At 62.1% G+C, this 21979-nt stretch carries 19 protein-coding genes; 13 read left to right on the top strand and 6 right to left on the bottom strand.

Annotation, left to right across the window (positions count from 1 at the left end; all coding sequences use genetic code 11):
- The first annotated feature begins 1 nt into the window (after position 1).
- The 7 genes from AC07T0_RS13435 to AC07T0_RS13465 all read left to right on the top strand — a co-directional run bounded on the left by AC07T0_RS13435 (position 2) and on the right by AC07T0_RS13465 (position 8631).
- Positions 2-1843, top strand: a complete 1842-nt coding sequence (locus AC07T0_RS13435; RefSeq protein WP_495001634.1) for an ABC transporter ATP-binding protein — start codon at positions 2-4, stop codon at positions 1841-1843.
- A complete protein-coding gene (locus tag AC07T0_RS13440) occupies positions 1840-2148 on the top strand; it encodes a (2Fe-2S)-binding protein (RefSeq protein WP_495001635.1) in 309 nt (102 codons plus the stop codon). The genes AC07T0_RS13435 and AC07T0_RS13440 overlap by 4 nt, the downstream gene beginning before the upstream one ends.
- On the top strand, positions 2130-3506 hold the full coding sequence (locus AC07T0_RS13445; protein WP_495001636.1) for an FAD/NAD(P)-dependent oxidoreductase: 1377 nt from the start codon (positions 2130-2132) through the stop codon (positions 3504-3506). Before AC07T0_RS13440 ends, AC07T0_RS13445 begins: the two co-directional genes overlap by 19 nt.
- A complete protein-coding gene (locus tag AC07T0_RS13450) occupies positions 3503-4657 on the top strand; it encodes an NAD(P)/FAD-dependent oxidoreductase (protein ID WP_495001637.1) in 1155 nt (384 codons plus the stop codon). The genes AC07T0_RS13445 and AC07T0_RS13450 overlap by 4 nt, the downstream gene beginning before the upstream one ends.
- Positions 4654-5838, top strand: a complete 1185-nt coding sequence (gene argE / locus AC07T0_RS13455; protein WP_495001638.1) for an acetylornithine deacetylase — start codon at positions 4654-4656, stop codon at positions 5836-5838. Before AC07T0_RS13450 ends, argE begins: the two co-directional genes overlap by 4 nt.
- Positions 5839-6052: 214 nt before the next feature.
- On the top strand, positions 6053-7510 hold the full coding sequence (locus AC07T0_RS13460; protein WP_495001639.1) for an NAD-dependent succinate-semialdehyde dehydrogenase: 1458 nt from the start codon (positions 6053-6055) through the stop codon (positions 7508-7510).
- Between the two features lie 41 nt (positions 7511-7551).
- Positions 7552-8631 carry a tartrate dehydrogenase gene (locus tag AC07T0_RS13465; RefSeq protein ID WP_495001640.1) on the top strand — a complete coding sequence of 360 codons (1080 nt, stop codon included), beginning with the start codon at positions 7552-7554 and terminating at the stop codon, positions 8629-8631.
- 57 nt (positions 8632-8688) lie between these two features.
- Here AC07T0_RS13465 and AC07T0_RS13470 read toward each other — a convergent pair whose 3' ends face one another.
- Both AC07T0_RS13470 and AC07T0_RS13475 read right to left on the bottom strand, forming a co-directional pair.
- Positions 8689-10176, bottom strand: a complete 1488-nt coding sequence (locus tag AC07T0_RS13470; protein ID WP_495001641.1) for an aldehyde dehydrogenase family protein — start codon at positions 10174-10176, stop codon at positions 8689-8691.
- Positions 10177-10367: 191 nt separating this feature from the next.
- Entirely contained in the window at positions 10368-11294 is a 927-nt protein-coding gene (locus AC07T0_RS13475; protein WP_495001642.1) for a 2-hydroxyacid dehydrogenase, read from the bottom strand.
- Between the two features lie 273 nt (positions 11295-11567).
- Here AC07T0_RS13475 and gabT point away from each other — a divergent pair, with 273 nt between their 5' ends.
- From gabT to AC07T0_RS13500, 5 genes are all read left to right on the top strand, one after another.
- Complete coding sequence (gene gabT, locus AC07T0_RS13480) at positions 11568-12860, top strand: 4-aminobutyrate--2-oxoglutarate transaminase (protein WP_495001643.1); 1293 nt, start codon at positions 11568-11570, stop codon at positions 12858-12860.
- 95 nt (positions 12861-12955) lie between these two features.
- Complete coding sequence (locus tag AC07T0_RS13485; RefSeq protein ID WP_495001644.1) at positions 12956-13612, top strand: HAD family hydrolase; 657 nt, start codon at positions 12956-12958, stop codon at positions 13610-13612.
- Positions 13613-13657: 45 nt separating this feature from the next.
- Positions 13658-14146, top strand: coding sequence for an Lrp/AsnC family transcriptional regulator (locus AC07T0_RS13490; protein ID WP_100943735.1), 489 nt, complete (start codon positions 13658-13660; stop codon positions 14144-14146).
- 111 nt (positions 14147-14257) lie between these two features.
- Complete coding sequence (locus AC07T0_RS13495) at positions 14258-14737, top strand: anti-virulence regulator CigR family protein (RefSeq protein ID WP_495001785.1); 480 nt, start codon at positions 14258-14260, stop codon at positions 14735-14737.
- Between the two features lie 177 nt (positions 14738-14914).
- Positions 14915-15436 carry a hypothetical protein gene (locus AC07T0_RS13500; protein ID WP_495001786.1) on the top strand — a complete coding sequence of 174 codons (522 nt, stop codon included), beginning with the start codon at positions 14915-14917 and terminating at the stop codon, positions 15434-15436.
- Positions 15437-15447: 11 nt separating this feature from the next.
- Here AC07T0_RS13500 and AC07T0_RS13505 read toward each other — a convergent pair whose 3' ends face one another.
- A complete protein-coding gene (locus AC07T0_RS13505) occupies positions 15448-15990 on the bottom strand; it encodes a DinB family protein (RefSeq protein ID WP_495001645.1) in 543 nt (180 codons plus the stop codon).
- A gap of 222 nt (positions 15991-16212) precedes the next feature.
- Between AC07T0_RS13505 and AC07T0_RS13510 the strand changes: the two genes are divergently transcribed.
- The gene (locus tag AC07T0_RS13510; protein WP_495001646.1) at positions 16213-18126 is read left to right on the top strand and encodes a sensor domain-containing diguanylate cyclase; all 1914 of its coding nucleotides are present in this window, start codon (positions 16213-16215) and stop codon (positions 18124-18126) included.
- 64 nt (positions 18127-18190) lie between these two features.
- Here the strand turns inward: AC07T0_RS13510 and AC07T0_RS13515 are convergent, their stop codons facing one another.
- Genes AC07T0_RS13515 through AC07T0_RS13525 form a run of 3 tightly spaced genes read right to left on the bottom strand, consistent with a single transcriptional unit; the run spans position 18191 to position 21966 of the window.
- Positions 18191-18757 (bottom strand): sarcosine oxidase subunit gamma, encoded by a 567-nt coding sequence (locus tag AC07T0_RS13515; protein ID WP_495001647.1) that lies wholly within the window; start codon positions 18755-18757, stop codon positions 18191-18193.
- 3 nt (positions 18758-18760) lie between these two features.
- Positions 18761-21664 (bottom strand): 2Fe-2S iron-sulfur cluster-binding protein, encoded by a 2904-nt coding sequence (locus AC07T0_RS13520; protein WP_495001648.1) that lies wholly within the window; start codon positions 21662-21664, stop codon positions 18761-18763.
- Entirely contained in the window at positions 21661-21966 is a 306-nt protein-coding gene (locus tag AC07T0_RS13525) for a sarcosine oxidase subunit delta (RefSeq protein ID WP_495001649.1), read from the bottom strand. Before AC07T0_RS13525 ends, AC07T0_RS13520 begins: the two co-directional genes overlap by 4 nt.
- Positions 21967-21979 lie beyond the last annotated feature (13 nt).

Raw genomic sequence — 21979 nt, forward strand, 5'->3', positions numbered from 1 at the left:
AATGAGTGAATTGATTCGAGTCGAAGACCTGCGCGTAGTCGCCTGTGGCGAGCGCGGCGAGGTGGAAATCGTCAAGGGCGTGAGCTTCTCCCTGGAAAAAGGCGAAGTGTTGGCGTTGATCGGTGAGTCCGGCTCCGGCAAGACCACCATCGCCCTGGCGCTGCTCGGGTATGCCCGGCGCGGCTGCCGGTTGTCGGGCGGTGTGGTGCAGGTCGGCGAGCACGACATGCTGGCGTTGAGCGAGCGCGAACTGCAAGGTCTGCGTGGCAATCGAGTGTCGTATATCGCGCAAAGCGCGGCAGCGGCGTTCAACCCGGCGAAGAAGCTGATCGAGCAAGTGGTGGAGGGCGCCTTGATTCATGGCCTTGGCGGCCGGGCCGTGCTGGAGGCCAAGGCTATCGAGTTGTTTCGCGACCTGGCGCTGCCGGACCCGGAGCACATCGGCCAGCGCTACCCGCACCAGGTGTCAGGCGGGCAATTGCAACGGGTGATGGCGGCCATGGCGTTGATCAGCGATCCGTTGCTGGTGGTGCTCGACGAGCCGACCACCGCCCTTGACGTGACCACCCAGATCGACGTGCTGCGCGCCTTCAAACGGGTGGTCCGCGAGCGTGGGGCAACAGCGGTCTACGTCTCCCACGACCTCGCCGTGGTGGCGCAGATGGCCGACCAGATTGTGGTGCTCAACGGCGGCCAGGTCTTTGAGCAGAGCGCCACCGCGCCACTGCTCAAAGGTCCTGCCCATGAGTACACCCGCAGCCTGCTGGCGGCGGCGCGGCCAGATGCGACAATCCGTCCGCCCAGCGGTATCGCCGAAGACCAGCCGCTGTTGACCATCAAAGGCTTGACGGCCGGCTACGGCAACAACAACACGCAAGGCATGCCATTGATCCGTGTGCTGGAAGACATCGACCTGACGGTGCGCAGAGGGCAGGCCATCGGTGTGATCGGCGAGTCGGGTTCCGGCAAGTCGACCCTGGCGCGGGTGGTGGCCGGGTTGCTGACTCCCGCGTTGGGGAGGCTGACGTTTGATGGCCAGCCTCTGGGTGGGAGTCTGCGCGAACGCAGCCCAGAGCAGTTCCGGCGCATTCAAATGGTTTTCCAGAACGCCGACACGGCACTCAACCCGATGCACAGCGTCAGCACCATTCTGAGTCGTCCGCTGAAAATGTACTTCGGTCTCAAGGGGGCCGCATTGCGCGAGCGTATCGGCGAACTGCTGGACCTGGTACGCCTGCCGCGAACCATGGCCGAACGGCGTCCCGATGAACTGTCCGGCGGGCAAAAGCAACGGATCAACCTGGCCCGGGCGCTGGCGGCCAAGCCGGACCTGATTTTGTGCGACGAGGTGACCTCGGCACTCGACACGGTGGTCGGCGCGGCGATTCTCGAACTGCTGCGCGACCTGCGTCAGGAGCTGGGGGTTTCGTATCTGTTCATCAGCCACGATATTTCCACCGTGCGGGCGCTGTGCGACGACATCGTGGTGATGTACAGCGGTCACAAGGTCCAGGCTGGCAGCCGACAGTCATTTGCCCAGGCACCGTTCCATCCGTACACCGATCTGTTGATCCATTCGGTGCCGGAACTGCGACAGGGCTGGCTGGAGAACTGCGGCACCACCTGCGGCAAACTGCCGCCCATTGGCGCGAAGGCCAACGTGCCGGAACTGTGCACGTTCCTCAATCGCTGCCCGGTACGGGTCGACGGCCTGTGCAATCACACAGCGCCGAATCGTCGGATCATCGACGGCGGTAGTGAAATCCTTTGCCATCACGACAGCGCCGAGTTGCTCAAGACTCAGCTGGATTTGAACATCATGACTCAGGGAGCCTATGCATGAAGGGGCGTTTTGTAAGGTTGGCCGAGCAGGGCCGGGCGACCGTCAAACTGAAGGTGGACGGCACACCCATCGAGGCTATGCGCGGCGACACCCTGATGGTCGCATTGCTGACCCAGGGCACTGCGCTGCGTCAGTCGGAGTTCGATCCGGGGTGTCGCGCCGGATTCTGCCTGATGGGCGCTTGTCAGGATTGTTGGGTCTGGACCCGCAGTGGCGAACGCCTGCGTGCTTGTTCCAACGAAGTCCGCGAAGGGCTGGATATTGTCACCACCCAACCGGAGGCAATATGGCCACTGCACGGATAGTCATCGTCGGCGCCGGGCCGGCCGGTATTCGCTGTGCCGAAACGCTGTTGGCCGCCGGTTTCAAGACGACCCTGATCGATGAAAATCGCCGCGATGGTGGGCAGATCTACCGGCGTCAGCCGGAAGGCTTTACCCGCGATTACGCCACGCTGTATGGCAGCGAAGCCAGCAAGGCCCGGGACCTGCACCAAAGCTTCGAGCGCTTGCGCGAGCGCATCGACTACCGTCCGGAGACCTTGGTGTGGAACCTCACGCCGGGGCAACTGCACTGCGTCAGCCAGGGCCACCACTCGATGGTGGAGTACGACGCGCTGATCCTGTGCACCGGAGCCACTGACCGTTTGATGCCGATTGAAGGCTGGCAGTTGGCGGGTACTTACAGCCTTGGCGGGGCGCAGATCGCGCTCAAGGCCCAGGCCGTTTCCATCGGCCACCGCGTCGTGTTCTTGGGCAGCGGTCCGTTGCTCTATCTGGTCGCCAGCCAATACCTTAAAGCCGGTGCGAATGTGGCGGCGGTGCTCGACACCTCACCGCTGCGCCAACGTCTGCTGGCCTTGCCGAAGCTTCTGGCGCGCCCGGGTTTGTTGTTCAGCGGCATGAAACTGTTGGCTCAGTTGTATCGGGCGAAGATTGCGCTGCACCTGGGGGTTCAACCGTTGCAAGTGCTGGGTGACGCCGCCAGCGGTGTCAGTGGCGTGCGGGTGCGTACGGGCAAAGGCGAGACCTTGTCAGTAGATTGCGATGCGCTGGCCCTGGGTTATCACCTGCGACCGGAGACCCAACTGGCGGATCTGGCCGGGTGCCAACTGCGGTTCGACGAGGCATCCAGCCAATGGTGGCTGGCCGTCGATGAAGCGGGCCGAACCTCGGTTGGCGGGATCTATGCGGCCGGTGATGGTTCGAAAATTCGTGGCGCGGATGCCGCCGAACATGCCGGCCGCCTGGTGGCCATGGCGCTGCTGGAGGATCTGCAGCAGCCGGTGGATGCCGGGTTGCGCGACGAACAACGTCAGGCCCTGGCGCTGATGGATCGGTTTCGTTTGGGCTTGGCCCAGGCGTTTCCCTGGCCGGCGGCGCAAGCCGAGGCCTTGCCGGACACCGCGATTGTCTGCCGTTGTGAAATGATCAGCGCCGGCCAGTTGCGGGCCGTGGTCCGCGACAAAGGTGCTTGTGAGGTCAACCGGGCCAAGGCGTTCAGCCGGGTTGGCATGGGCCGTTGCCAAGGGCGTTACTGCTCCCAGGCCGGGGCCGAAGTGATTGCCGCGGCCGCTGGCGTCAGTGTGCAACAGGTCGGTCGGCAACGCAGTCAAGCCCCGGTCAAGCCCTTGCCGATGATGATTATCGAGGAACGTTCATGAAACCGCAAAAAAGCGATGTCCTGATTATCGGCGGCGGCATCATGGGCTCGACGTCGGCGTTTTTCCTGCGCCAGCGTGGGCACTCGGTCACCCTGTTGGAGCGTGACCAGATCGGTCAGTATGCCAGCGGCGTGAACTTCGGCAACGTGCGGCGCCAGGGGCGTTACCTTGGGCAACTGGCATTGGCCAACCGTTCCTGGGCGTTGTGGAAACGCCTGCCGGAGCTGATCGACGACGATCTGGAATTCATCGCCAGCGGCCACCTGCGCGTGTGTTACCGCGAGGATGAGATCGCCGAGCTTGAGGCCTATGCCGCGGCCCCGGAGGCCGCGCAACTGGACTTGAAGATCTACCGCGGCGCCGACCTGCGCCAGCGTTTCCCGTTCCTTGGGCCGGATGTGAAGGGCGGCTCCTACGCCCCCCACGACGGACATGCCAACCCGCGCCTGGCGGCGCCGGCCTTTGCCCGGGCGGCCCGGCGCCTCGGCGCGCGGATCGAAGAGCGCACCGAGGTCGCCGAGGTGCAGAAAGTCCAGGATGAATTCCATGTCACAACCGCCGATGGCCAACGGTTCGTCGCCCAGCAACTGCTGATCACCGCAGGCGCCTGGGCCGCCAAGCTGTCCGAACAGTTCGGCGAAGCGGTGCCGCTGGAAGCCAATGGTCCGCAGATGTCGGTGACCGAGCCGGTGCCCTACGCCCTGCCGACGGTGATCGGTGTGTACACCAAGATTCCCGAAGAAGTGATTTACTTCCGGCAGATCCCCCGCGGCAACATCATCATCGGCGGCGGCAGTCGTTGCAAACCGGACATGCTCAACCGGCGGGCCTACTTCAAGCCGGAAAGCCTGCTTATCCAGATGCGGCAGATGCGCCGCCTGCTGCCGGGGGCCGAGAAGCTGAACATCATCCGGGTCTGGAGCGGCATCGAGAGCTATACGCCGGACTCTCTGCCGGTCATCGGTCCGAGCGGCGCCGTCGACGGGTTGTTCTATGCCTTCGGCTTCTGTGGTCACGGTTTCCAGCTCGGGCCGGGCGTCGGCGATGTGATGGCCGAACTGATCAGCACCGGCAGCACCAGCACTTCGATTGAGCCGTTCTCCATCCGCCGGTTCGCCCTTTCAGCCGAGCAACGGAGCAAGGCCTCATGAAACCCCGTGTATTGGATATTCTCAAACGCCTGATGGCCTTCGACACCGTGTCTTCGGAGTCGAACATGGCCTTGATCGAGTATGTCCGCGACTTGTTGCTGAGCAAGGGCATCGAGTCGCTGATCGTCAAGGATGCAAGCGGCCGCAAGGCCAACCTGTTCGCCAGCACCGGCCCTCGGGAGCTACCGGGGATTCTGCTGTCCGGGCACACCGACGTGGTGCCTGCGGCGGGGCAGGCCTGGACCTTCCCGGCGTTTCAGGCGACGCTGCGGGACGGGCGGATTTATGGTCGTGGCAGTTGCGACATGAAGGGCTTTGTCGCCCTGGCCATCGACGCGATGCTCGACGCGGCCGATCATGAGTTGAATCGACCCTTGCAACTGGCACTGTCCCATGATGAAGAGATCGGTTGCGTCGGCGTGCGACGCTTGCTGGACGTGTTGCACCTGGCGCCGGTGCGGCCTTTCCTGTGTCTGATCGGTGAGCCGACCAATATGCAGTTCGTGCTCGGACACAAGGGCAAGGGCTCGTATCGTGCCTACTGTCGGGGCCAGGAGGCGCATTCGTCGCTGGCGCCGCGTTCGGTTAATGCCATTCACGTGGCGTGCGATTTCATCGCGGCGCTGCGCCAGAGCCAGCAGTTGCTGCAAGAGCAGGGAGCCCGGGATACGGACTACGATGTACCTTACAGCACCGTGCATGTCGGGCAGATCGTCGGCGGCAAGGCGCTGAATATCGTGCCGAACCTCTGTACCCTCGATTTCGAAGTGCGCAACCTGCCCGCCGACGATCTGGATCAGTTCCTGGAGCAGATGCGCGAGCGGGCGCAAGTGATCGTGCGTGAAGCCAAACGCCTGTCGAGCGTTGCCGACATTGAAATCGAAACCCTTAACGCCTATCCCGGTCTTGACACTCACCCGAGCGTCGAAGCGGTGCGCTTTTTGAAGAATTTTGCCGCGCCGGACACCGGTACCACCAAGGTTTCCTTTGGCACCGAAGGCGGGTTGTTCAAGCAACGTCTGGATGTCCCGGTGGTGGTGTGCGGGCCGGGCTCGATCGAACAGGCGCACAAGCCGGACGAATTTATCGAGATCAGCCAGATGGAGGCCGGGGAGCGGTTTCTGGAGGGGCTGCTGGGCTCTTTGAAAAGTGGTCTGCCAGGTAAACACCAAACCCTGTAGGAGCGAGCTTGCTCGCGATAGCGTACTGCCGGTCGATATTGATGTTGCCTGACACACCGCCATCGCGAGCAAGCTTGCTCCTACAGGGGGTAGATCACAAATCTGCCGTTCTGCTACCAATTTCAGCATCCGACACTGCCCTCAAGACGCTTTCAGCATCCTCGTCCGTGGCACCTCCCTAGACTGGAGTGTGTCTCGGATCAGGACCTCGACCATGCTCAAGAATCGTTTGAAAGACCCCAGCCTTTTGGCAGAACTGGCCTACGTTGATGGGCAGTGGATCGGCGCCGACAACGCCGCGACCCTGGACGTCAGCGACCCGGCCAGTGGCCAGTTGCTCGCCCGCGTACCGGCGATGCAAGGCCCGGAAACCCGTCGCGCCATCGAAGCGGCCGAACGCGCCTGGCCGGCGTGGCGCGCCCGCCCGGCGGCCGAGCGAGCGGCGCTGCTGGAGCGCTGGTATCAGGCCATGCTCGACAACCTCGACGACCTGGCGCTGATCATGACCTGCGAGCAGGGCAAACCGTTGAACGAAGCCAAGGGCGAAATTCGCTACGGCGCCGGTTTCGTCAAATGGTTCGCCGAGGAAGCCCGGCGGGTTTATGGTGAAACCATGCCGGCTCCCAGCGGCGATCGTCGGCTGCTGACCCTCAAGCAACCCGTGGGCGTGTGCGCCGCGATCACCCCATGGAACTTTCCCAACGCGATGATCACCCGCAAATGCGCCCCCGCGCTGGCAGCGGGTTGCCCGATCATCGTCAAACCCTCGGACCTGACACCCCTGTCAGCCCTGGCCCTGGCGGTGCTGGCCGAGCGGGTCGGGATTCCGCCCGGGGTGTTCAATGTGCTGACCGGGATGCCCGCGGGGATCGGCGAAGAGCTGACCGCCAACCCGAGCGTACGGAAGATCTCCTTCACCGGCTCCACCGCCGTCGGCCGGCTGCTGATGCGCCAGAGTGCCGAACACATCAAGCGCTTGAGCCTGGAACTGGGCGGCAACGCGCCGTTCATTGTGTTCGACGACGCCGACCTGGAGCAGGCGGTGAGCGGCATCATGCTCAGCAAGTTTCGCAACGCCGGCCAGACCTGCGTCTGCGCCAATCGCATTCTGGTGCAGGACGGCATTTACGAGCGTTTTGCCCAGCGGCTGGTGGAGGAGGTGGGCAAGCTCAAAGTTGGTAACGGCCTGGATGCCGATGTCACGATCGGCCCGCTGATCAATGCCGCCGCCGTCAGCAAAGTCGCTCGACATATCGATGATGCCTTGAGCCAGGGCGCGCGTTTGCTCTGCGGCGAGATTCCCGCGGGTGACAGTCAGTTTGTCCAGCCGACGGTGCTCGGCGAAGCCCACGCGGGCATGCTGCTGGCCAACGAAGAAACCTTCGGTCCGGTGGCGCCGCTGATGCGTTTTACCTTTGAGGCCGAAGCGCTCGCGCTGGCCAATGCCACGCCTTACGGTCTGGGCGCCTATTATTTTACCCAGGACCTGCGTCGCTCCTGGCGTTTCGGCGAGGCGCTGGAGTTCGGCATGGTCGGTCTCAACACCGGGATCATTTCCATGGAAGTCGCCCCGTTTGGCGGCATCAAACAGTCGGGCTTGGGCCGTGAAGGCAGCAAGTACGGCCTGGACGAATACCTGGAAGTCAAAGCCTTCCACATCGGTGGGCTGTAACCCGCCCGACAAAGGCACAGACATTTTGCGAGGCAGGATTGATGAGCAAGGCATTCAGAATCGCCGCGATTGCCGGCGATGGCATCGGCAAGGAAGTCCTGCCGGAAGGGCTGCGGGTACTGGAGCAGGCCGCGAAGAAATGGCAGCTGGACTTGAGCATCGAAGTGCTCGACTGGGCCCACTGCGATTACTACCTGGAGCACGGGCAGATGATGCCCGACGACTGGTTCGAACAACTCAAGGGCTTTGACGCGATCTATTTCGGTGCCGTGGGTTGGCCGGACAAGGTGCCGGACCATATTTCCCTGTGGGGGTCGCTGCTCAAGTTCCGTCGGGACTTCGACCAGTACGTGAACATCCGCCCGGTGCGCCTGTTTCCAGGTGTGCCGTGCCCCCTGGCCGGGCGCAAGCCGGGGGACATCGACTTCGTGGTGATCCGCGAGAACACCGAGGGCGAGTACTCCTCGATCGGCGGCAAGATGTTCGAGGGCACCGAGCATGAGTTCGTGTTGCAGGAGTCGGTGTTCACCCGGCGTGGTGTGGACCGGATTCTCAAGTTCGCCTTCGACCTGGCCCAGAGCCGGCCGCGCAAACGCCTGACGGCGGCGACCAAGTCCAACGGCATTTCCATCAGCATGCCCTATTGGGACGAGAGGACCGCCTTGATGGCCAAGCAGTACCCGGACGTCAGCTGGGACAAACAGCACATCGACATTCTGTGCGCACGCTTCGTGCTGCAACCGGACCGTTTTGATGTGGTAGTGGCGTCGAACCTGTTCGGCGACATTCTTTCCGATCTCGGCCCGGCCTGCGCCGGTACCATCGGCATCGCGCCGTCGGCCAACCTTGATCCCGAGCGACGCTTTCCGTCGCTGTTCGAACCGGTGCATGGCTCGGCGCCGGACATCTACGGGCAGAACATCGCCAACCCGATTGCGATGATCTGGTCCGGGGCGTTGATGCTGGATTTCCTGGGTAACGGCGATGAGCATTATCGCGCGGCACATGACGGTATTCTCAAGGCCATCGAGCGGGTTATCGCCGAGGGTCCGATGACCCCCGACCTGGGAGGGCAGGGTTCGACCCAGGATGTCGGTATGGCCATCGTCGCCGCGCTTTGAGCCGAGGTCACCAGAGGGCGGCTGCGAGGAGCCGCCCGATTGGCTCGATCAAGCGTTCTATGTCCGCGAAGGGCGATCTGGTGCTGTGCCAAAGCCGATGATGGCTTTGGTTTCCAGGTACTCTTCAAAGCCGTAGACACCGTATTCACGACCATTACCCGATCGCTTATACCCGCCGAACGGAGCCAATGGATTCCAGGCGGGGTAGTTCAGATGCACTTGTCCCGCGCGAATACGAGAGGCCACCGCACGTGCAAGATCAAGGTCCTGGGCCTGAACATGGGCGCCCAGCCCATATACCGTGTCGTTTGCGATAGCGACCGCCTCATCGACCGTCTCATAGGCAATGATGCACAACACGGGACCAAAAATTTCCTCTTGGGCGATTCGCATTGCGCTGTCCACCTCGGAGAAAACAGTCGGTCGGGTGTAAAAACCCTTTGCAAAGCCCGGCACACGCCCTGGGCCACCGCAAACGAGTTTCGCACCTTCATCAAGGCCCACCTTGATCATGCTTTGCACGCGATTGAACTGGGCCTCGTTGGCAATGGGCCCCAATACCGTTTCTTCCGATTGTGGGTCACCGACGATGATTGCATTGGCGGTTGCCGCAGCGAGGGCTTCGACCTCGGCCAGCCGGTCCCTTGGAACGATCATTCTTGTCGGAGCGCTACAGGATTGTCCAACGTTGCGAAACGCGGACATCACGCCCAGCGGCACGGCTTTACCGAAGTCGGCGTCGGGAAGCAGAAGATTCGGGGACTTGCCTCCCAGCTCCTGTGTGACACGTTTCACCGTGTCGGCCGCCGCCTGTGCAACCAGGGCGCCGGCGCGATTTGAACCGGTAATTGAAATCATATCGATATCGGGATGCGCCGCCATGGCTGCGCCGACCTCCGGTCCACTGCCGTTGACCAGGTTGAAGACACCCGGTGGCAGGCCCGCGTCATGGACCAGTTGTGCAAAAAGAAGGGCGCTCAGCGGCGAAAGCTCACTGGGTTTCAAAACCACGGTGCACCCGGCGGCAATAGCCGGGGCGACTTTCGCGGTGATTTGATAAAGCGGCCAGTTCCACGGAGTGATCAGCGCGCAGACGCCGATGGGTTCGCGTTCAATCGCGGTGCCGCCCTCAACCGTCTGGAAACGATAGCTGGACAGCAGATCGCGTGCGACCCGAACGTGTTCGGCCGCGAGCGGCACTTGCATTGCCCGAGCGAAACCAATCGCTGCACCCATTTCGAGAGACAGTGCCTGCGCGAACAGCTCTTTTCGCTCAAGGATGAGATCGTAGATCTTTCCAAGGACAAGCCCGCGCGACTCTGCCGAGGACCTGGACCAACCGGCAAATGCCGCGCGCGCTGCGGCTACTGCCCGATCAACATCCTCGGCTGAGCCGCGCGCGACCTCGGCGACAATCTCTTCACTTGCCGGATTGACCACCGGCAAACTGGCCGGGCTTGCGGGGGAAGACCAACAGCCGTTGATATAAAACTTGTGAGTTGTTTGCGGATCAACGCTGAAGCTATTCGAAGATTGTGTTGTCATCCAACGGGCTCCCTGGGGCGGTAATAGGCGCTGCGAATAGCAGGGCGGGGAGGTACTGTCATCTGATTAAGTTAACAAAACGTCCCAGACGGAATATGCCGTTATTCAAGTCGGCAAGGGATAATCTGCCGTATCTACCATTCGCGGTGAGGTCATTTCAGATGTACGCAGAGGGCGTTGTGGTACACCATTCAATAACCCTGGCTGCGATCGATCTCACCGACCATCGGTTCTCCACGCTGGTGTCGCCGAATATTCTCCAGCAATACCCCGAACGCACTTTCCGGCTGGGTCATGGCCGCGATGTGCGGGGTCAGCAGAATCTTTGGATGGTGCCAGAACGGATGATCCACGGGGGCCGGCTCTTGCTGCAGCACGTCGATGACCGCGCCGCTGAGTTGTCCGCTGTCCAGGGCCGCCAGCAGATCGCTTTCCACCAGATGCCCGCCGCGGCCCATGTTGATCAGCGCCGCGCCCTGAGGCAGTTGCCGGAATAGGTTGCCGTCGAGAATGCCCCGGGTCTGTTCGGTCAGCGGTAGCACGCACAATAAAATATCGCACTGGCTCAGGAACGCTGGCAGTTGCTCGTTGCCGGCGTAGCACTCCACGCCAGGCACCTGATGGACATTGCGGGCCCACCCCGACAACGCAAACCCCAGGGGCTGCAAGGTCGCCAGAATCTGCCGGGCCTGAGTCCCGAGCCCCATGATACCGATCCGACGCTTGCTCGCCGGTTGCAGCAAGTGCGCCTGCCAGCGGCGAGCCGTTTGCTGCTGGCGATAATGGAGCATGTCTCGATGCAGGCTCAGCACGGCAAAACTGGCGTACTCGCACATGCCACGGGTGATGCCCGGATCCAGCAGGCGCACCAGCGGCAAACTGATCGGCAAGCGACCGAGGTCCAGTTGATCGACCCCGGCGGACAGGGCGAACAGCACTTTAAGATTGGGCAGCAAAGCCTCGAGATCGTCGGGCGCCTGCCAGGCGGCCAGGTACTCGATGTCCGCGGGGTCGCCGATGTCCGGCCAGGCGCGCCATTCGATATCCGGGGCGTGTTCGGCAAACAGCGCTTTCCACTGTTCGCCGCGTACGGGGTCAGCTTTATACAGCAGGGCCATGGGCATTTCCTGAACGGCTGAAGGGGCTCTCCATCATCGCGTAGTGCCAGCGCAGGATCTGTCGAAAGCACCGGGTTAAACAGCTTGCACGATGTTCTATTGGCGATGCTCCGGCAGATTCGACGTGCTGAAGGAATCTGCCGTTTGGCAGGGTGAAAACAGTTGATCCGAATTTCTCAGGGCGCAAGTTCGGCGTAGATCGTTTCGCGCAAGGCTTAACCTGAACACCATCGCAACCACCCCCCGGTTGCCGGACTCACGATGGGAACTGCCATGAATAGCCAAGTCGACCCAACCCCTCATTTGCTCCGTCAGCGCGATCAATTCGTGCCACGTGGCCTGGTTACCGCTCACCCGTTGGTGATCGATCGCGCCCAGGGTGCCGAACTGTGGGACGTGGACGGCAAGCGCTACCTGGACTTCGTCGGCGGTATTGGCGTGCTCAATATCGGTCACAATCACCCCAAGGTGGTCGCTGCCGTGCAGGCCCAATTGCAAAAAGTCTCCCACGCCTGTTTCCAGGTGGTTGCCTACAAGCCCTATCTCGACTTGGCCCAACGCCTGTGCGAAATGATTGGTGGCCAGGAAGCGTATAAAGCGGCGTTCTTCACCTCGGGCGCCGAAGCCGTGGAAAACGCGATCAAGATCGCCCGTGCCCACACCAACCGTTCGGCCGTTATCGCCTTTCGCGGCGGCTTCCACGGTCGCACCTTGCTCGGTACTACCCTGACCGGCATGAGCCAGCCTTACAAGCAGAACTTCGGACCGTTCGCGCCGGAGGTGTTCCATACCCCGTACCCGAATGCCTATCGCGGCATCAGTAGCGATATGGCGCTCAAGGCGCTCGACGAGTTGTTGGCCACTCAGGTGGCAGCGGAGCGGGTCGCCGCCATCATCATCGAGCCCGTGCAGGGTGACGGCGGGTTCCTTTCGGCACCGGTGGAGTTTCTTCAGGCACTGCGTGCCCTGACTGAAAAGCACGGCATCGTGTTGATCCTCGATGAAATCCAGACCGGTTTCGGCCGTACCGGCAAGTGGTTCGGTTTCCAGCATGCCGGGATCCAGCCGGATCTGGTGACGGTCGCCAAGAGCCTGGCGGGTGGCTTGCCGCTATCGGGTGTGGTCGGTAAGGCGGCGATCATGGACGCGCCGTTGCCAGGCGGCCTGGGTGGCACCTACGGCGGTAATGCGTTGTCCTGCGCTGCGGCACTGGCGGTGATCGACGCCTATGAGCAGGAGCACTTGCTGGCCCGCGGCGAAGCACTGGGCGAGCGTTTGCGCCAGGGACTGCTAAGTTTGCAGGCGCGTCACGCGCAAATCGGCGACGTGCGCGGCAGCGGCTTCATGTTGGCGCTCGAGCTGATCAAGGATGACGAGGCTCGTACTCCGGACGCCGAGTTGAACCAGCGGTTGATCGATGAGGCCCGCAATGGCGGTTTGCTGGTGATCAAATGTGGTGTCTACCGTAACGTTCTACGTTTCCTCGCGCCGTTGGTGACCACTGAAGCACAGGTCGACGAAGCGTTGCGGATTCTCGACGGCGCATTGGCACGCGTCTTGAACTGAGCTGGTGCCCGCTCGGGGCGGTGCCGCCAGGCATCGGCCGTGAGCGTTTATGGAGCATGGATAGATGAAATGCATCATCGGAGGCTTTGCACACCATGGGACTGACTGAATATCGGGCGCTGCTCATTGATTGCGACGAGGTCCTGGTCGATCGCGATTCGGGAGTCTGGGCGGCATTGCAACCGTTGCTCGACAGCCGGGGCGGTCACTCCGACAAGGAACAGGTGTTGGCTGAGTACGCCGAGGTCGTGCGTGCGCTTTATCCTCGGTTCGGTGAACTGGGCTTTAGTGGCTTGCTGTGTTTCGCCCATCGCCAGCTGGCCGAACGCTGGGGGCTGAAAGCCAGTTGGGAGGAGGGTATGAGTTTTGCCCGTTCGGCTGCCAGCTGGTCGCTGTTCGAGGACGCGCCGGGGGCGATGTTGTACCTGCGCAAATTCTATCGCTTGCTGGTGCGGGGCGACCGCGATACAGAAGACCGAGGGCTGCTCTGTGAGCGGCTGGGGATCACGCCCGATGATTTCATTTCATTGGCCTGCGATCCTTTGCTCGATCCAGAATGGTTGAAGACCCACGAGCTTGAGGTCCGGCACATCCTGCAAGTGACCCGGCCGGCGGCCGGCCGTCCGGCGACCCGCGACGTGTGCCTGATCTGTCGCGGCCAGGTAAAACACCCCTCGCCCTGCGCCGCGGATTACTGCATCAACAGCATGGCGGATCTGGTAGCGCAGCATCAGCTGTCTTTACGGCGCTGATTTTGCTAGAAGATTGTCTTACAAATGGCAGTCAAGAGGTAGGCAATGGAAGGTTTAGTGAAACTGGACCGGATCGACATCAGCATTTTGGTTGAACTGCAAAAAGATGGGCGCATGACCAACGTGAGCCTGGCCGATGCCGTGGGGTTGTCGGCCAGCCCCTGCCTGCAACGGGTCAAACGGCTGGAGTCGGCCGGGTACATTTCCAGCTACAAGGCACACCTGAACCTGGCGAAGATCACCGATTCGGTCACGGTCTTCACCGAAGTCACCCTGAGCGACCACAAGCGCGAGGATTTCGCCAAGTTCGAGTCCAATATCCGCCTGGTGGACGAAGTGCTCGAGTGCCATTTGATCAGCGGTGGTTATGATTACCTGGTGCGCTTCATGACCCGCAGTATCCAGCATTACCAGGAGGTGATAGAGAGCCTGTTGGACAAGAACATCGGCATCTCCAAATACTTCAGTTACATCGTCATCAAGTCTCCCGTGCTCAAGGACGGTGTGCCGCTGCGCAAATTGCTGCGTCATTGAGCTGAATTTGCGCACACCTTCACGGCCCATGGCGGCTGTTTCAGTGGAACTTCCTTGTCCAATGCCGTCTACATTGCAGTGGGGGATGTTCCCCTTTCTGGGAAAACAGATATGTTCAAATCTCGCTCGTTCATGGCGGTACTGACTTGTTTCGCCCTGGTAGCCGGCTCTGCTACCGCTTTGGCTGATCCGGGTAACGGCAACGGCCAGGGAAACGGCAAGGGTTTTTCGCAAGACTTCCAGGACCAGGACAATCAAGACGGTCATGGTCATGGCCATGGCAAAGGCAAAAAATCCGCTGGCGGTGAGTGGGCTCACGGTCCGAGCGTCGATCGCGGCGGTGTCCTCGGCGTTATTGGCGGATACCGCGATTACTGGCGTCCTGGGCCAGCACTGCCGCCGGGTATCCAGAAAAAACTGGCTCGCGGAAAACCTCTGCCGCCTGGCATCGCGAAAAAACTGGACGGTCGACTGTTAGGGCAGCTTCCTTACTATGAAGGCTATGAGTGGCAGCAGGCGGGGACAGACTTGATTCTGGTGTCGATCGCCAGCGGGATCATCTACGAAGTGCTTAGTGGCGCTTTGAATTAGTCTGCTTTTGCATGGGGCCATGCTGGCACTGCGCTGCCTTGCAGGATTGGCTAAAGAGAGGGCTTCTCATCCACGTTATAAGAACGCATAGGGGCTTCCGTTTGTCGCTGGGTTTTGAACGACGTGTAACCAAGTGTGTCTGAATTAACGCAAAGACCCACTTTTATGGAAGCCATTATGCGTATTAAAAAGAAAACCCTGTTTGCCGCCCTGTCTTGCGCCATGATGCTGGCGGCCGCGCCTTTGTTGCCAGCCGAGCTGTCCATCATGGCGTCTGCCTATGCCAAGGAGGGTGGTGGTGGTGCCGGCGGTAATGGTAATGGCAACGGCGGGCATGGCGGAGAGAGCGGTGGTCACTCGGCCGGTGCCAAGAGCGATGGCCGCGGGCAAGGCCTGGCTGAAGGCCAGGAAACCGATCATGACGGCAAGGCTGTTCGTGATCATGGTGTGAGTGGCACGCATCTTGGCCGCGCCCACAAAACCGATCATGACGGCAAGGCTGTTCGTGATCATGGTGTGAGTGGCACGCACCTTGGCCGCGCCCACAAAACCGATCGTGGTCACGGAGTCGCAACGTCGAGTGTCGCCCACTCCAAGACAACGCGGGGGCTGTCGAAGGCCACGGCGATCTCGGACACTACGCCGGGAGATCACAACGACAAAGGCTTGAGCCAGGCCGCTAGCTCAACCAGCAAATAAAGGTGTTTGGATTACAGCAGGGGCTCGTCAGGAATGAGCACCACCAGATCCGTGGCGCCCACGTCGACACCCGCTTGTGAAAGCAGGGTGGTGACTTGGCCGCAGTGATGGGTCTGGTGGTTGAAGAAATGCATGATCAGGCTGTAAAAGTTCCTGTCAGCCGCTACCCCCTGCATGCTGGTGTAATGCAGGGGATGATCCAGGTCCGACTCGGTCACTGACTGCGCCCATTCAATAATGATTTGGTCGAGCCAGATTCGATGCGCCGCAAGCGCCTGAAAGCTGGAGAACAGCAACGAGTCAAGGCGCTCGGGCGTGGGCAATTGTCGAATCGGCTCCAGGGCCAGGTACTGCGCCGGGTGTTGGGCGAATCGCTGCAGCCAAACCGTGTCCCCGGCCGTCAGGTGGTTCAACGTCCCGAGAATCGAGCCGAAAAAGGCTTTTCTGTCGGCGCCGAGTTCCTCTTCGGGCAAGCCCCTGGCCGACTCATAGACCTTGGCGTTCATCCACTGGTTATAGCTCGCCATCAGGCAGATAGGGTTGGTACGACTCACCGCGCGCATCCTTTGATCATTTGACAAGCGGCCCACACTTATCACCAGGGCCAGTCTAATACGATCCCCTTCTTGAAGCCCACCCAGAATGGCATATGCTGTCAGCATCCAGCCGTGCTGACCGTGGCCAACGGCTCCGATACACGCCCAGAGCGAATCACTGCACTATGCTCGACATGGAAGAGAGAAGGCAGGCGAATCAGCTGAGAGAGGTCGTCCATTTTGCACCACACCGAAGCTGGACGTTTAAAGCTGTTGCATGCCCTGGAGGTGCTCGACACCGCGGCGGAGCCGGTTTTTGATCGCCTCACGCGGTTGCTGGCCACTACGCTTGAGGTGCCGATTGCGCTGATCTCGCTGGTCGACAGCGACCGTCAGTGGTTCAAGTCCCGGGTCGGTATGGACGTCAGGCAAACCCCCCGGGATATCTCCTTCTGCACCATTGCCATAGAGCAAGAGCGGACGATGGTGGTCCTCGACGCGCTGAGTGATCCACGCTTTTCGTCCAGTTCGCTGGTGACCAGCCATCCGCGTATCCGTTTCTACGCGGGAACGCCGATCCGCTCCATCGAGGGTTATGCGCTGGGTACGCTCTGTGCGATGGATTGCAAGGCCCGGACGTTCAACGATGAGTCGCGTCAGATCCTCGAGGATTTTGCCGGTTTGGTCAGCCGGGAATTCCAGATGCGCGAGGCCGCGCTGCTGTCCCGCTCGCATATCACCCGCTCCGCGGCGGCCTTCGCGGCCAGCGAGGCACGCCTGAAAACCGCCTTTGCCCTGGCGCCCACGGGCATCGCGGCGGTCGCGGGCAATGGGCGTTTTCTCAGTCTCAACAGTGCGTTCTGCTCCATCGTCGGCTACGAAGCCGACGAACTCATGAACCTGAGTTTCCAGGACATCACTCACCCTGACGACCTGGACAGTGACTTGAAGCTGTTGCGCCAGCTGACCTGCGGCGAAATCGATCGTTACCAGTTGGAGAAAAGGTACCGGCACAAGGACGGCACCTCTGTCTGGGTCGACCTGCATGTGGCCAAGCTGTTGTCGGTGAACGGTGACCTGGAGTACTACATCGCGACGGTCCAGAACATCCAGCGACGCAAGGAAACCGAGGCGTCCCTGCAGGCGTTGCGGCACAGCCTGGAACAGCGCGTCGAGGAACGTACCGCGGAACTGCTGCGGGCCAATGAAATGCTCTCTCATACGATGCTCCAGCGGCTGCACGCCGATCGTGAGCTCAGGCAGCGCGAGGCGGAGCTGTCGGCGGTGTTGGAGCACGCCAGCGATGCCTACGTGAGTATCGATGAGTCGGGGGCGATACGGGCCTGGAACCGCATGGCCGAAACGACCTTCGGTTGGTCCCGTGACGAAGCACTGGGCCAGTCATTGGAGAAGCTGGTCATCCCCACGGCCATGCACGAGGCTCGTCTGACCGCGTGGCGGCAGTATCTCCTCACCGGCGATGATGAGGCGCTGCGCCAGCGCCTGGAGATATCGGCGCTACGGCGTGACGGTATGGTGTTTCCCGTCGAGGTGCGGATCAGTCCTGTCGAAATCGATGGGCAGCGCTTTTTCAGTGTTTTCCTGCATGACATCAGTGAACGCAAGGCCATGGCCGAACGCCGCGAGAAAGAGGCCTTGACCGATACCCTGACCGGCTTGCCAAACCGCCGCTCCTTGCTCGAATACCTGCCCAATGCGATGGCCAGGGCACGCAGAACCGCCGTGCCCCTGGGGGTGCTGTTTCTTGACCTGGATGGCTTCAAGGCGGTGAACGATACCTTCGGCCATGAAATCGGCGACCGGTTGCTGCAGGTCGTGGCCGAGAAACTGAAGACCTGCCTGCGCGAGACGGATGCGGTGTTTCGGTTGGCGGGCGATGAATTTACCGCCGTGGTCGAGGGCCAGTTCGGTGGCACCCAGGACGCGGAGCAATTGGCCTACAAACTGATTCAATTGATCAATGAGCCGGTGCTGATCGGTGCGGCCAGCGTGCAGGTGGGGGTGAGCATCGGGATTGCGGTGTTCCGGCGCGATGATCCGAGAACCGCGACGCAGTTGTTGCGCGAGGCCGATAGCCGAATGTACGAAGCGAAGCAGGCGGGCAAGGGCCGCTTTGCCTCGCAGCAGCGCTGAAACGCGCTGCCGTGAGGCGTGTCGCGGGGAAGGGTCGTCCCCCCAGTTGAAGCGAGGCCCTTGCCTAGCCCTGTACCCCGAATTCCGCCAGGGCATCGAGCAGCGCATCCCGGAAATAGTCGAGTGACGCCCGGTCGAAGAGGATATGGAAGGTCGCCAACTCGGCCGCCGGAGGATTGATCACGATCACGTTGATCCGCGCCGCCGAGGTCTGCGCCACGGCCCCCGGTCCGAAGGCCTGTGGACGCAGGTCGACCCCGCAGATTTTTGCCATCACCTCGGGTATCCGCTCGCCACTGAGTTGCAGCCAGGCATGGCTGTCCTGGCGTGGCAGCAGGTAGTTGGCGTGATGGTCGAGTTCCCAGCGGGCTTCCTCATCGGAAATACGCTGGCCTTGGTCCCCGGGACTGCCCAACAGCAGGTACTCGCTGGCCGAGAGGCTGACGACCTGGCTGCCATCCTCCTGGGTGACGCAGCGGTTGGGCCGGTCCGGCAGGCTGAAGCCGCGCGCCTGTAGAAACTGGGCACTGTCGCGACCGCGAAAGCCGACCCGCGGCAAGTCGGTCAGGTCGCTCAGCGTATGGCTGGGCAAGGTGGTCACGATGCGCTCGTGTGCGGCGAAAATGGACATGAGTCAAAGCCCCTGGCGCAGGTTTTCGGGATCGAAGAAAGGCAGTTTCACCACCGTGGCCATGACCACGATCGCGCCTTCGACGCGGATCGGAAGCTGTTGCCCCGGCTCGCTCTGGTGGACCCCGGCATAGGCCAGGCCGATGATCCGGCCAAGGCTTGCGGAGTACTCGCAGGAGGTGACGTTGCCGCTGATGTCCGCGCCGTCGAGGACCAGGTGGCCTTCCAACGGTTGCGGGCTGCCCTTGGGCAGGGTGAAACCCACCAGCTTGCGCTTGAGCGGCTGGGCTTCGAGGATATCCAGCGAGCGCCGACCGACGAAGAACGGCTTGCTGCGGCTGACTGCCCAGCCCATGTCGATCTCCGCCGGGTGGGTCATGCCGTCGGTGTCCTGGCTGATGATCACGTGGCCTTTTTCCAGGCGCAGCAAACGCTGGGTCTCGACGCCGAAGGGGCGAATGTCGTGGGCCTGGCCGGCGCTGACCAGGGCATCCCATAGCGCCAGGCCATGGCGCGCCGGCACGTGGATTTCATAGCCCAGTTCGCCGACGAAACCGACCCGCAGCAACCGTGCCTTGATCCCCGCGACCGTGCCCTGGCGCACCGCCAGGTAGGGGAAACCGTCGGCGCTCAGGTCAAGGTCCGGGCAGAGCTGCTCCAGGACCTTACGTGAGTCGGGCCCGGCCACGTTGACCGCACAGAGGGCCGCGGTGACATTGGCGATATCCACGTCCAGGCGCCACTGGGCATTCCACTTGAGCATCTGTTGGTAGATCCGGTCGACGCCGCTGGTGGTGGCGGTGACGTAGAAGTGCTGTTCGGCGAAACGCGCGCAGACGCCGTCGTCGATCACCGCACCCTGTTCGTTGGTCATCAGCGCATAACGCGAGCGGCCCACCGGTTGCTTGAGAAAAGTGAAGGTGTACATCCGGTTCAGCAACTCGGCGGCATCCGGTCCACGGATATCCAGGCCACCGAGGGTCGAGACGTCGATCAGGCCGACCTTGCTGCGCACGTGCCGGGCTTCCTCCTGCATGCAGCGCTCGCGGTCTTCGGCCTTGCCGTAGAACGCCGGGCGTTGCCAGATGCCGGCCGGCATCATTTTCGCGCCGGCCTCCAGGTGACGGCGGTGCATTGGCGTCTGCCGGTAAGGATCGAAGGCGCGGCCGGCGACATGGGCCAGCTTCTCCGCAACGAACGGCGGGCGGGCGGTGGTTACCCCGGTTTCGCTGATATTGCGTTGGGTCGAGGCGGCGACCAGGCGGGCGGTCGGCAAGGCCGAATGGCGGCCCTGGGACGGCCCCATGCCCACGGTCGAATAACGTTTGACCAGTTGCACATCGCGGTAGCCGATTTTGGTCGCGTTGAGGATATCGCGCACCTGCAGGTCCTCGTCGAAGTCGACGAAGTCCTTGCCCTTGGGGTGCGGGAAAATCGGCCAGTCGAAATTCACCGGGGTTTCCCGCTGATAGGTGGCCCGCTCGGCGCCGACGCCCAACCCCAGGGCCCTGGCCGCTTCGAGCCCGGCGTTGGCACCGTCGGCCAGGACGTTGTCGAGGCCATGGCGACCATTGGCGGAACCGGCGACACCGAGGTTGGCCGGTAGGCCGCTGAGGTTGAATTCGGCCTTCTGGTCGTCGTAGGCCAGTTTGCCACCGGCTTGGCAGAGCAGCTGGTAAACCGGCATATAGCCGGCGGACATGCACAGCAGGTCGCAGTCCAGGCGCAGGCCGCTGTCGCTGACCAGGCCCTGGCCGGTGATGCTGCGCACCTCGACGCCGTTGATGTGGCGCAGGCCCTTTTCATGCAGCGCTTCATAGACCGTGCTGCCGGTCAGGTGGGGGATTTTGCGTTGTTCCAGGGCGCGACACAGGGCTGGGTCGGCGTCGTTGCGCAGGTCTACCAGAGCCGCCAACTCGACGCCCTGGTCGTGCAGGTCAAGGGCGGTGTAGTAGCCGTCATCGTTGCCGGTCAACACCACCGCGCGCTGGCCCGGTTTCACCGCGTACAGCTTCATCAGACGTTGCGCGGCGCTGCACAGCATCACGCCGGGCAGGTCGTTGTTACGGAAAATCACCGGCTGGTCGAAGGCACCGCTGCACACCAGGCACTGGCGGGCGCGGACCTTGTACATGCGCTTGCCCTGGATCACCGGCAGGTAGTTGTCGGTGAACCAGGCGTTGCAGGTGGCTTCGCTCAGCACGCGGATATTGGCGTGGCCAAGCACTGCGGCCAGCAGTTCCCGGCGCAGGTGTTCGGCACGCTTGCCGGCGATATCGAAACGCGCATAGGCGAGGGCGCCGCCCAGCACCGGCTGTTGTTCGATCAACAGCACCTGGGCTCCGCAGTTGGCGGCGCTCAGTGCCGCTTGCAGCCCGGCGGGACCGGCGCCAATCACCGCCAGGTCGGTGAACAGGTAGGCCTTGTCGTAGTACTCGGGCTGGAACGTCAGGTCGAGCACGCCGAGGCCGGCCTTCTTGCGAATGATCGGCTCCCAGACTTTCCACATACCCTTGGGCTTGTAGAAAGAGCGGTAATAGAAGCCCACCGGCATGAACCTGGAGAACTTGCCGAGGTAGGCATCGCGGTCGTTGTCCAGGGAGCCATTGAAGTTCTGGCCCTGGACTTCAAGGCCGGCTTCCAGGGGATGGGCGTCGGCCAGTACATTGGGTTCGCGGGGCAATTGCACCAGGCTGTTGGCGTCCTGGCCGGCCATGGTCAACGGGCCACGGGGGCGGTGGTACTTGAAGGAGCGCGAGAGCAGGAAGCGGCCATTGGCGAGCAGGGCGCTGGCGATGCTGTCGCCCTTCAAGCCCTGGTAGGCCTTGCCGTCAAAGCTGAAGTCCAGCGGCTGGTCGCGGTCGATCAGCAGCCCCATGGGGGCGGGCAAGCGGTTGGAACTATTCATCCGGCGATCTCCCGGGACTGAGGGGGGCTGAAGTCGAGCCGTGAACTGAACAGTTCCCTGGCGTCGAAGGTGCGGATGATCTCGTCGCTGACGGTGTGGCGCTCGGCCAGGAACCAGTAGCTGGAAGGTGTGTGCATCCACCACTCGCGGACCACTCCGGCGCGGTTGTCGCTGTTGAAGACATAGTCCGCCCACTCGGCATCGCTGCAGCTGCCCGGGTCCGGCATCGGCTTGAACTCGCCGCCGTAGGTGAACTCACTGATATTGCGCGGCCCGTTGAGCGGGCAATCGAGGATTTTCATTGTCAGCGCTCCG

This window comes from Pseudomonas sp. GW821-FHT04D07 (assembly GCF_059420225.1).

What these genes read in the sequence shown, in the direction of transcription:
- AC07T0_RS13435 (WP_495001634.1), top strand. Translation starts at nt 2, where the DNA reads ATGAGTGAATTGATTCGAGTCGAAGACCTGCGCGTAGTCGCCTGTGGC.
- AC07T0_RS13440 (WP_495001635.1), top strand. Translation starts at nt 1,840, where the DNA reads ATGAAGGGGCGTTTTGTAAGGTTGGCCGAGCAGGGCCGGGCGACCGTC.
- AC07T0_RS13445 (WP_495001636.1), top strand. Translation starts at nt 2,130, where the DNA reads ATGGCCACTGCACGGATAGTCATCGTCGGCGCCGGGCCGGCCGGTATT.
- AC07T0_RS13450 (WP_495001637.1), top strand. Translation starts at nt 3,503, where the DNA reads ATGAAACCGCAAAAAAGCGATGTCCTGATTATCGGCGGCGGCATCATG.
- argE (WP_495001638.1), top strand. Translation starts at nt 4,654, where the DNA reads ATGAAACCCCGTGTATTGGATATTCTCAAACGCCTGATGGCCTTCGAC.
- AC07T0_RS13460 (WP_495001639.1), top strand. Translation starts at nt 6,053, where the DNA reads ATGCTCAAGAATCGTTTGAAAGACCCCAGCCTTTTGGCAGAACTGGCC.
- AC07T0_RS13465 (WP_495001640.1), top strand. Translation starts at nt 7,552, where the DNA reads ATGAGCAAGGCATTCAGAATCGCCGCGATTGCCGGCGATGGCATCGGC.
- AC07T0_RS13470 (WP_495001641.1), bottom strand. Translation starts at nt 10,176, where the DNA reads ATGACAACACAATCTTCGAATAGCTTCAGCGTTGATCCGCAAACAACT.
- AC07T0_RS13475 (WP_495001642.1), bottom strand. Translation starts at nt 11,294, where the DNA reads ATGGCCCTGCTGTATAAAGCTGACCCCGTACGCGGCGAACAGTGGAAA.
- gabT (WP_495001643.1), top strand. Translation starts at nt 11,568, where the DNA reads ATGAATAGCCAAGTCGACCCAACCCCTCATTTGCTCCGTCAGCGCGAT.
- AC07T0_RS13485 (WP_495001644.1), top strand. Translation starts at nt 12,956, where the DNA reads ATGGGACTGACTGAATATCGGGCGCTGCTCATTGATTGCGACGAGGTC.
- AC07T0_RS13490 (WP_100943735.1), top strand. Translation starts at nt 13,658, where the DNA reads ATGGAAGGTTTAGTGAAACTGGACCGGATCGACATCAGCATTTTGGTT.
- AC07T0_RS13495 (WP_495001785.1), top strand. Translation starts at nt 14,258, where the DNA reads ATGTTCAAATCTCGCTCGTTCATGGCGGTACTGACTTGTTTCGCCCTG.
- AC07T0_RS13500 (WP_495001786.1), top strand. Translation starts at nt 14,915, where the DNA reads ATGCGTATTAAAAAGAAAACCCTGTTTGCCGCCCTGTCTTGCGCCATG.
- AC07T0_RS13515 (WP_495001647.1), bottom strand. Translation starts at nt 18,757, where the DNA reads ATGTCCATTTTCGCCGCACACGAGCGCATCGTGACCACCTTGCCCAGC.
- AC07T0_RS13520 (WP_495001648.1), bottom strand. Translation starts at nt 21,664, where the DNA reads ATGAATAGTTCCAACCGCTTGCCCGCCCCCATGGGGCTGCTGATCGAC.
- AC07T0_RS13525 (WP_495001649.1), bottom strand. Translation starts at nt 21,966, where the DNA reads ATGAAAATCCTCGATTGCCCGCTCAACGGGCCGCGCAATATCAGTGAG.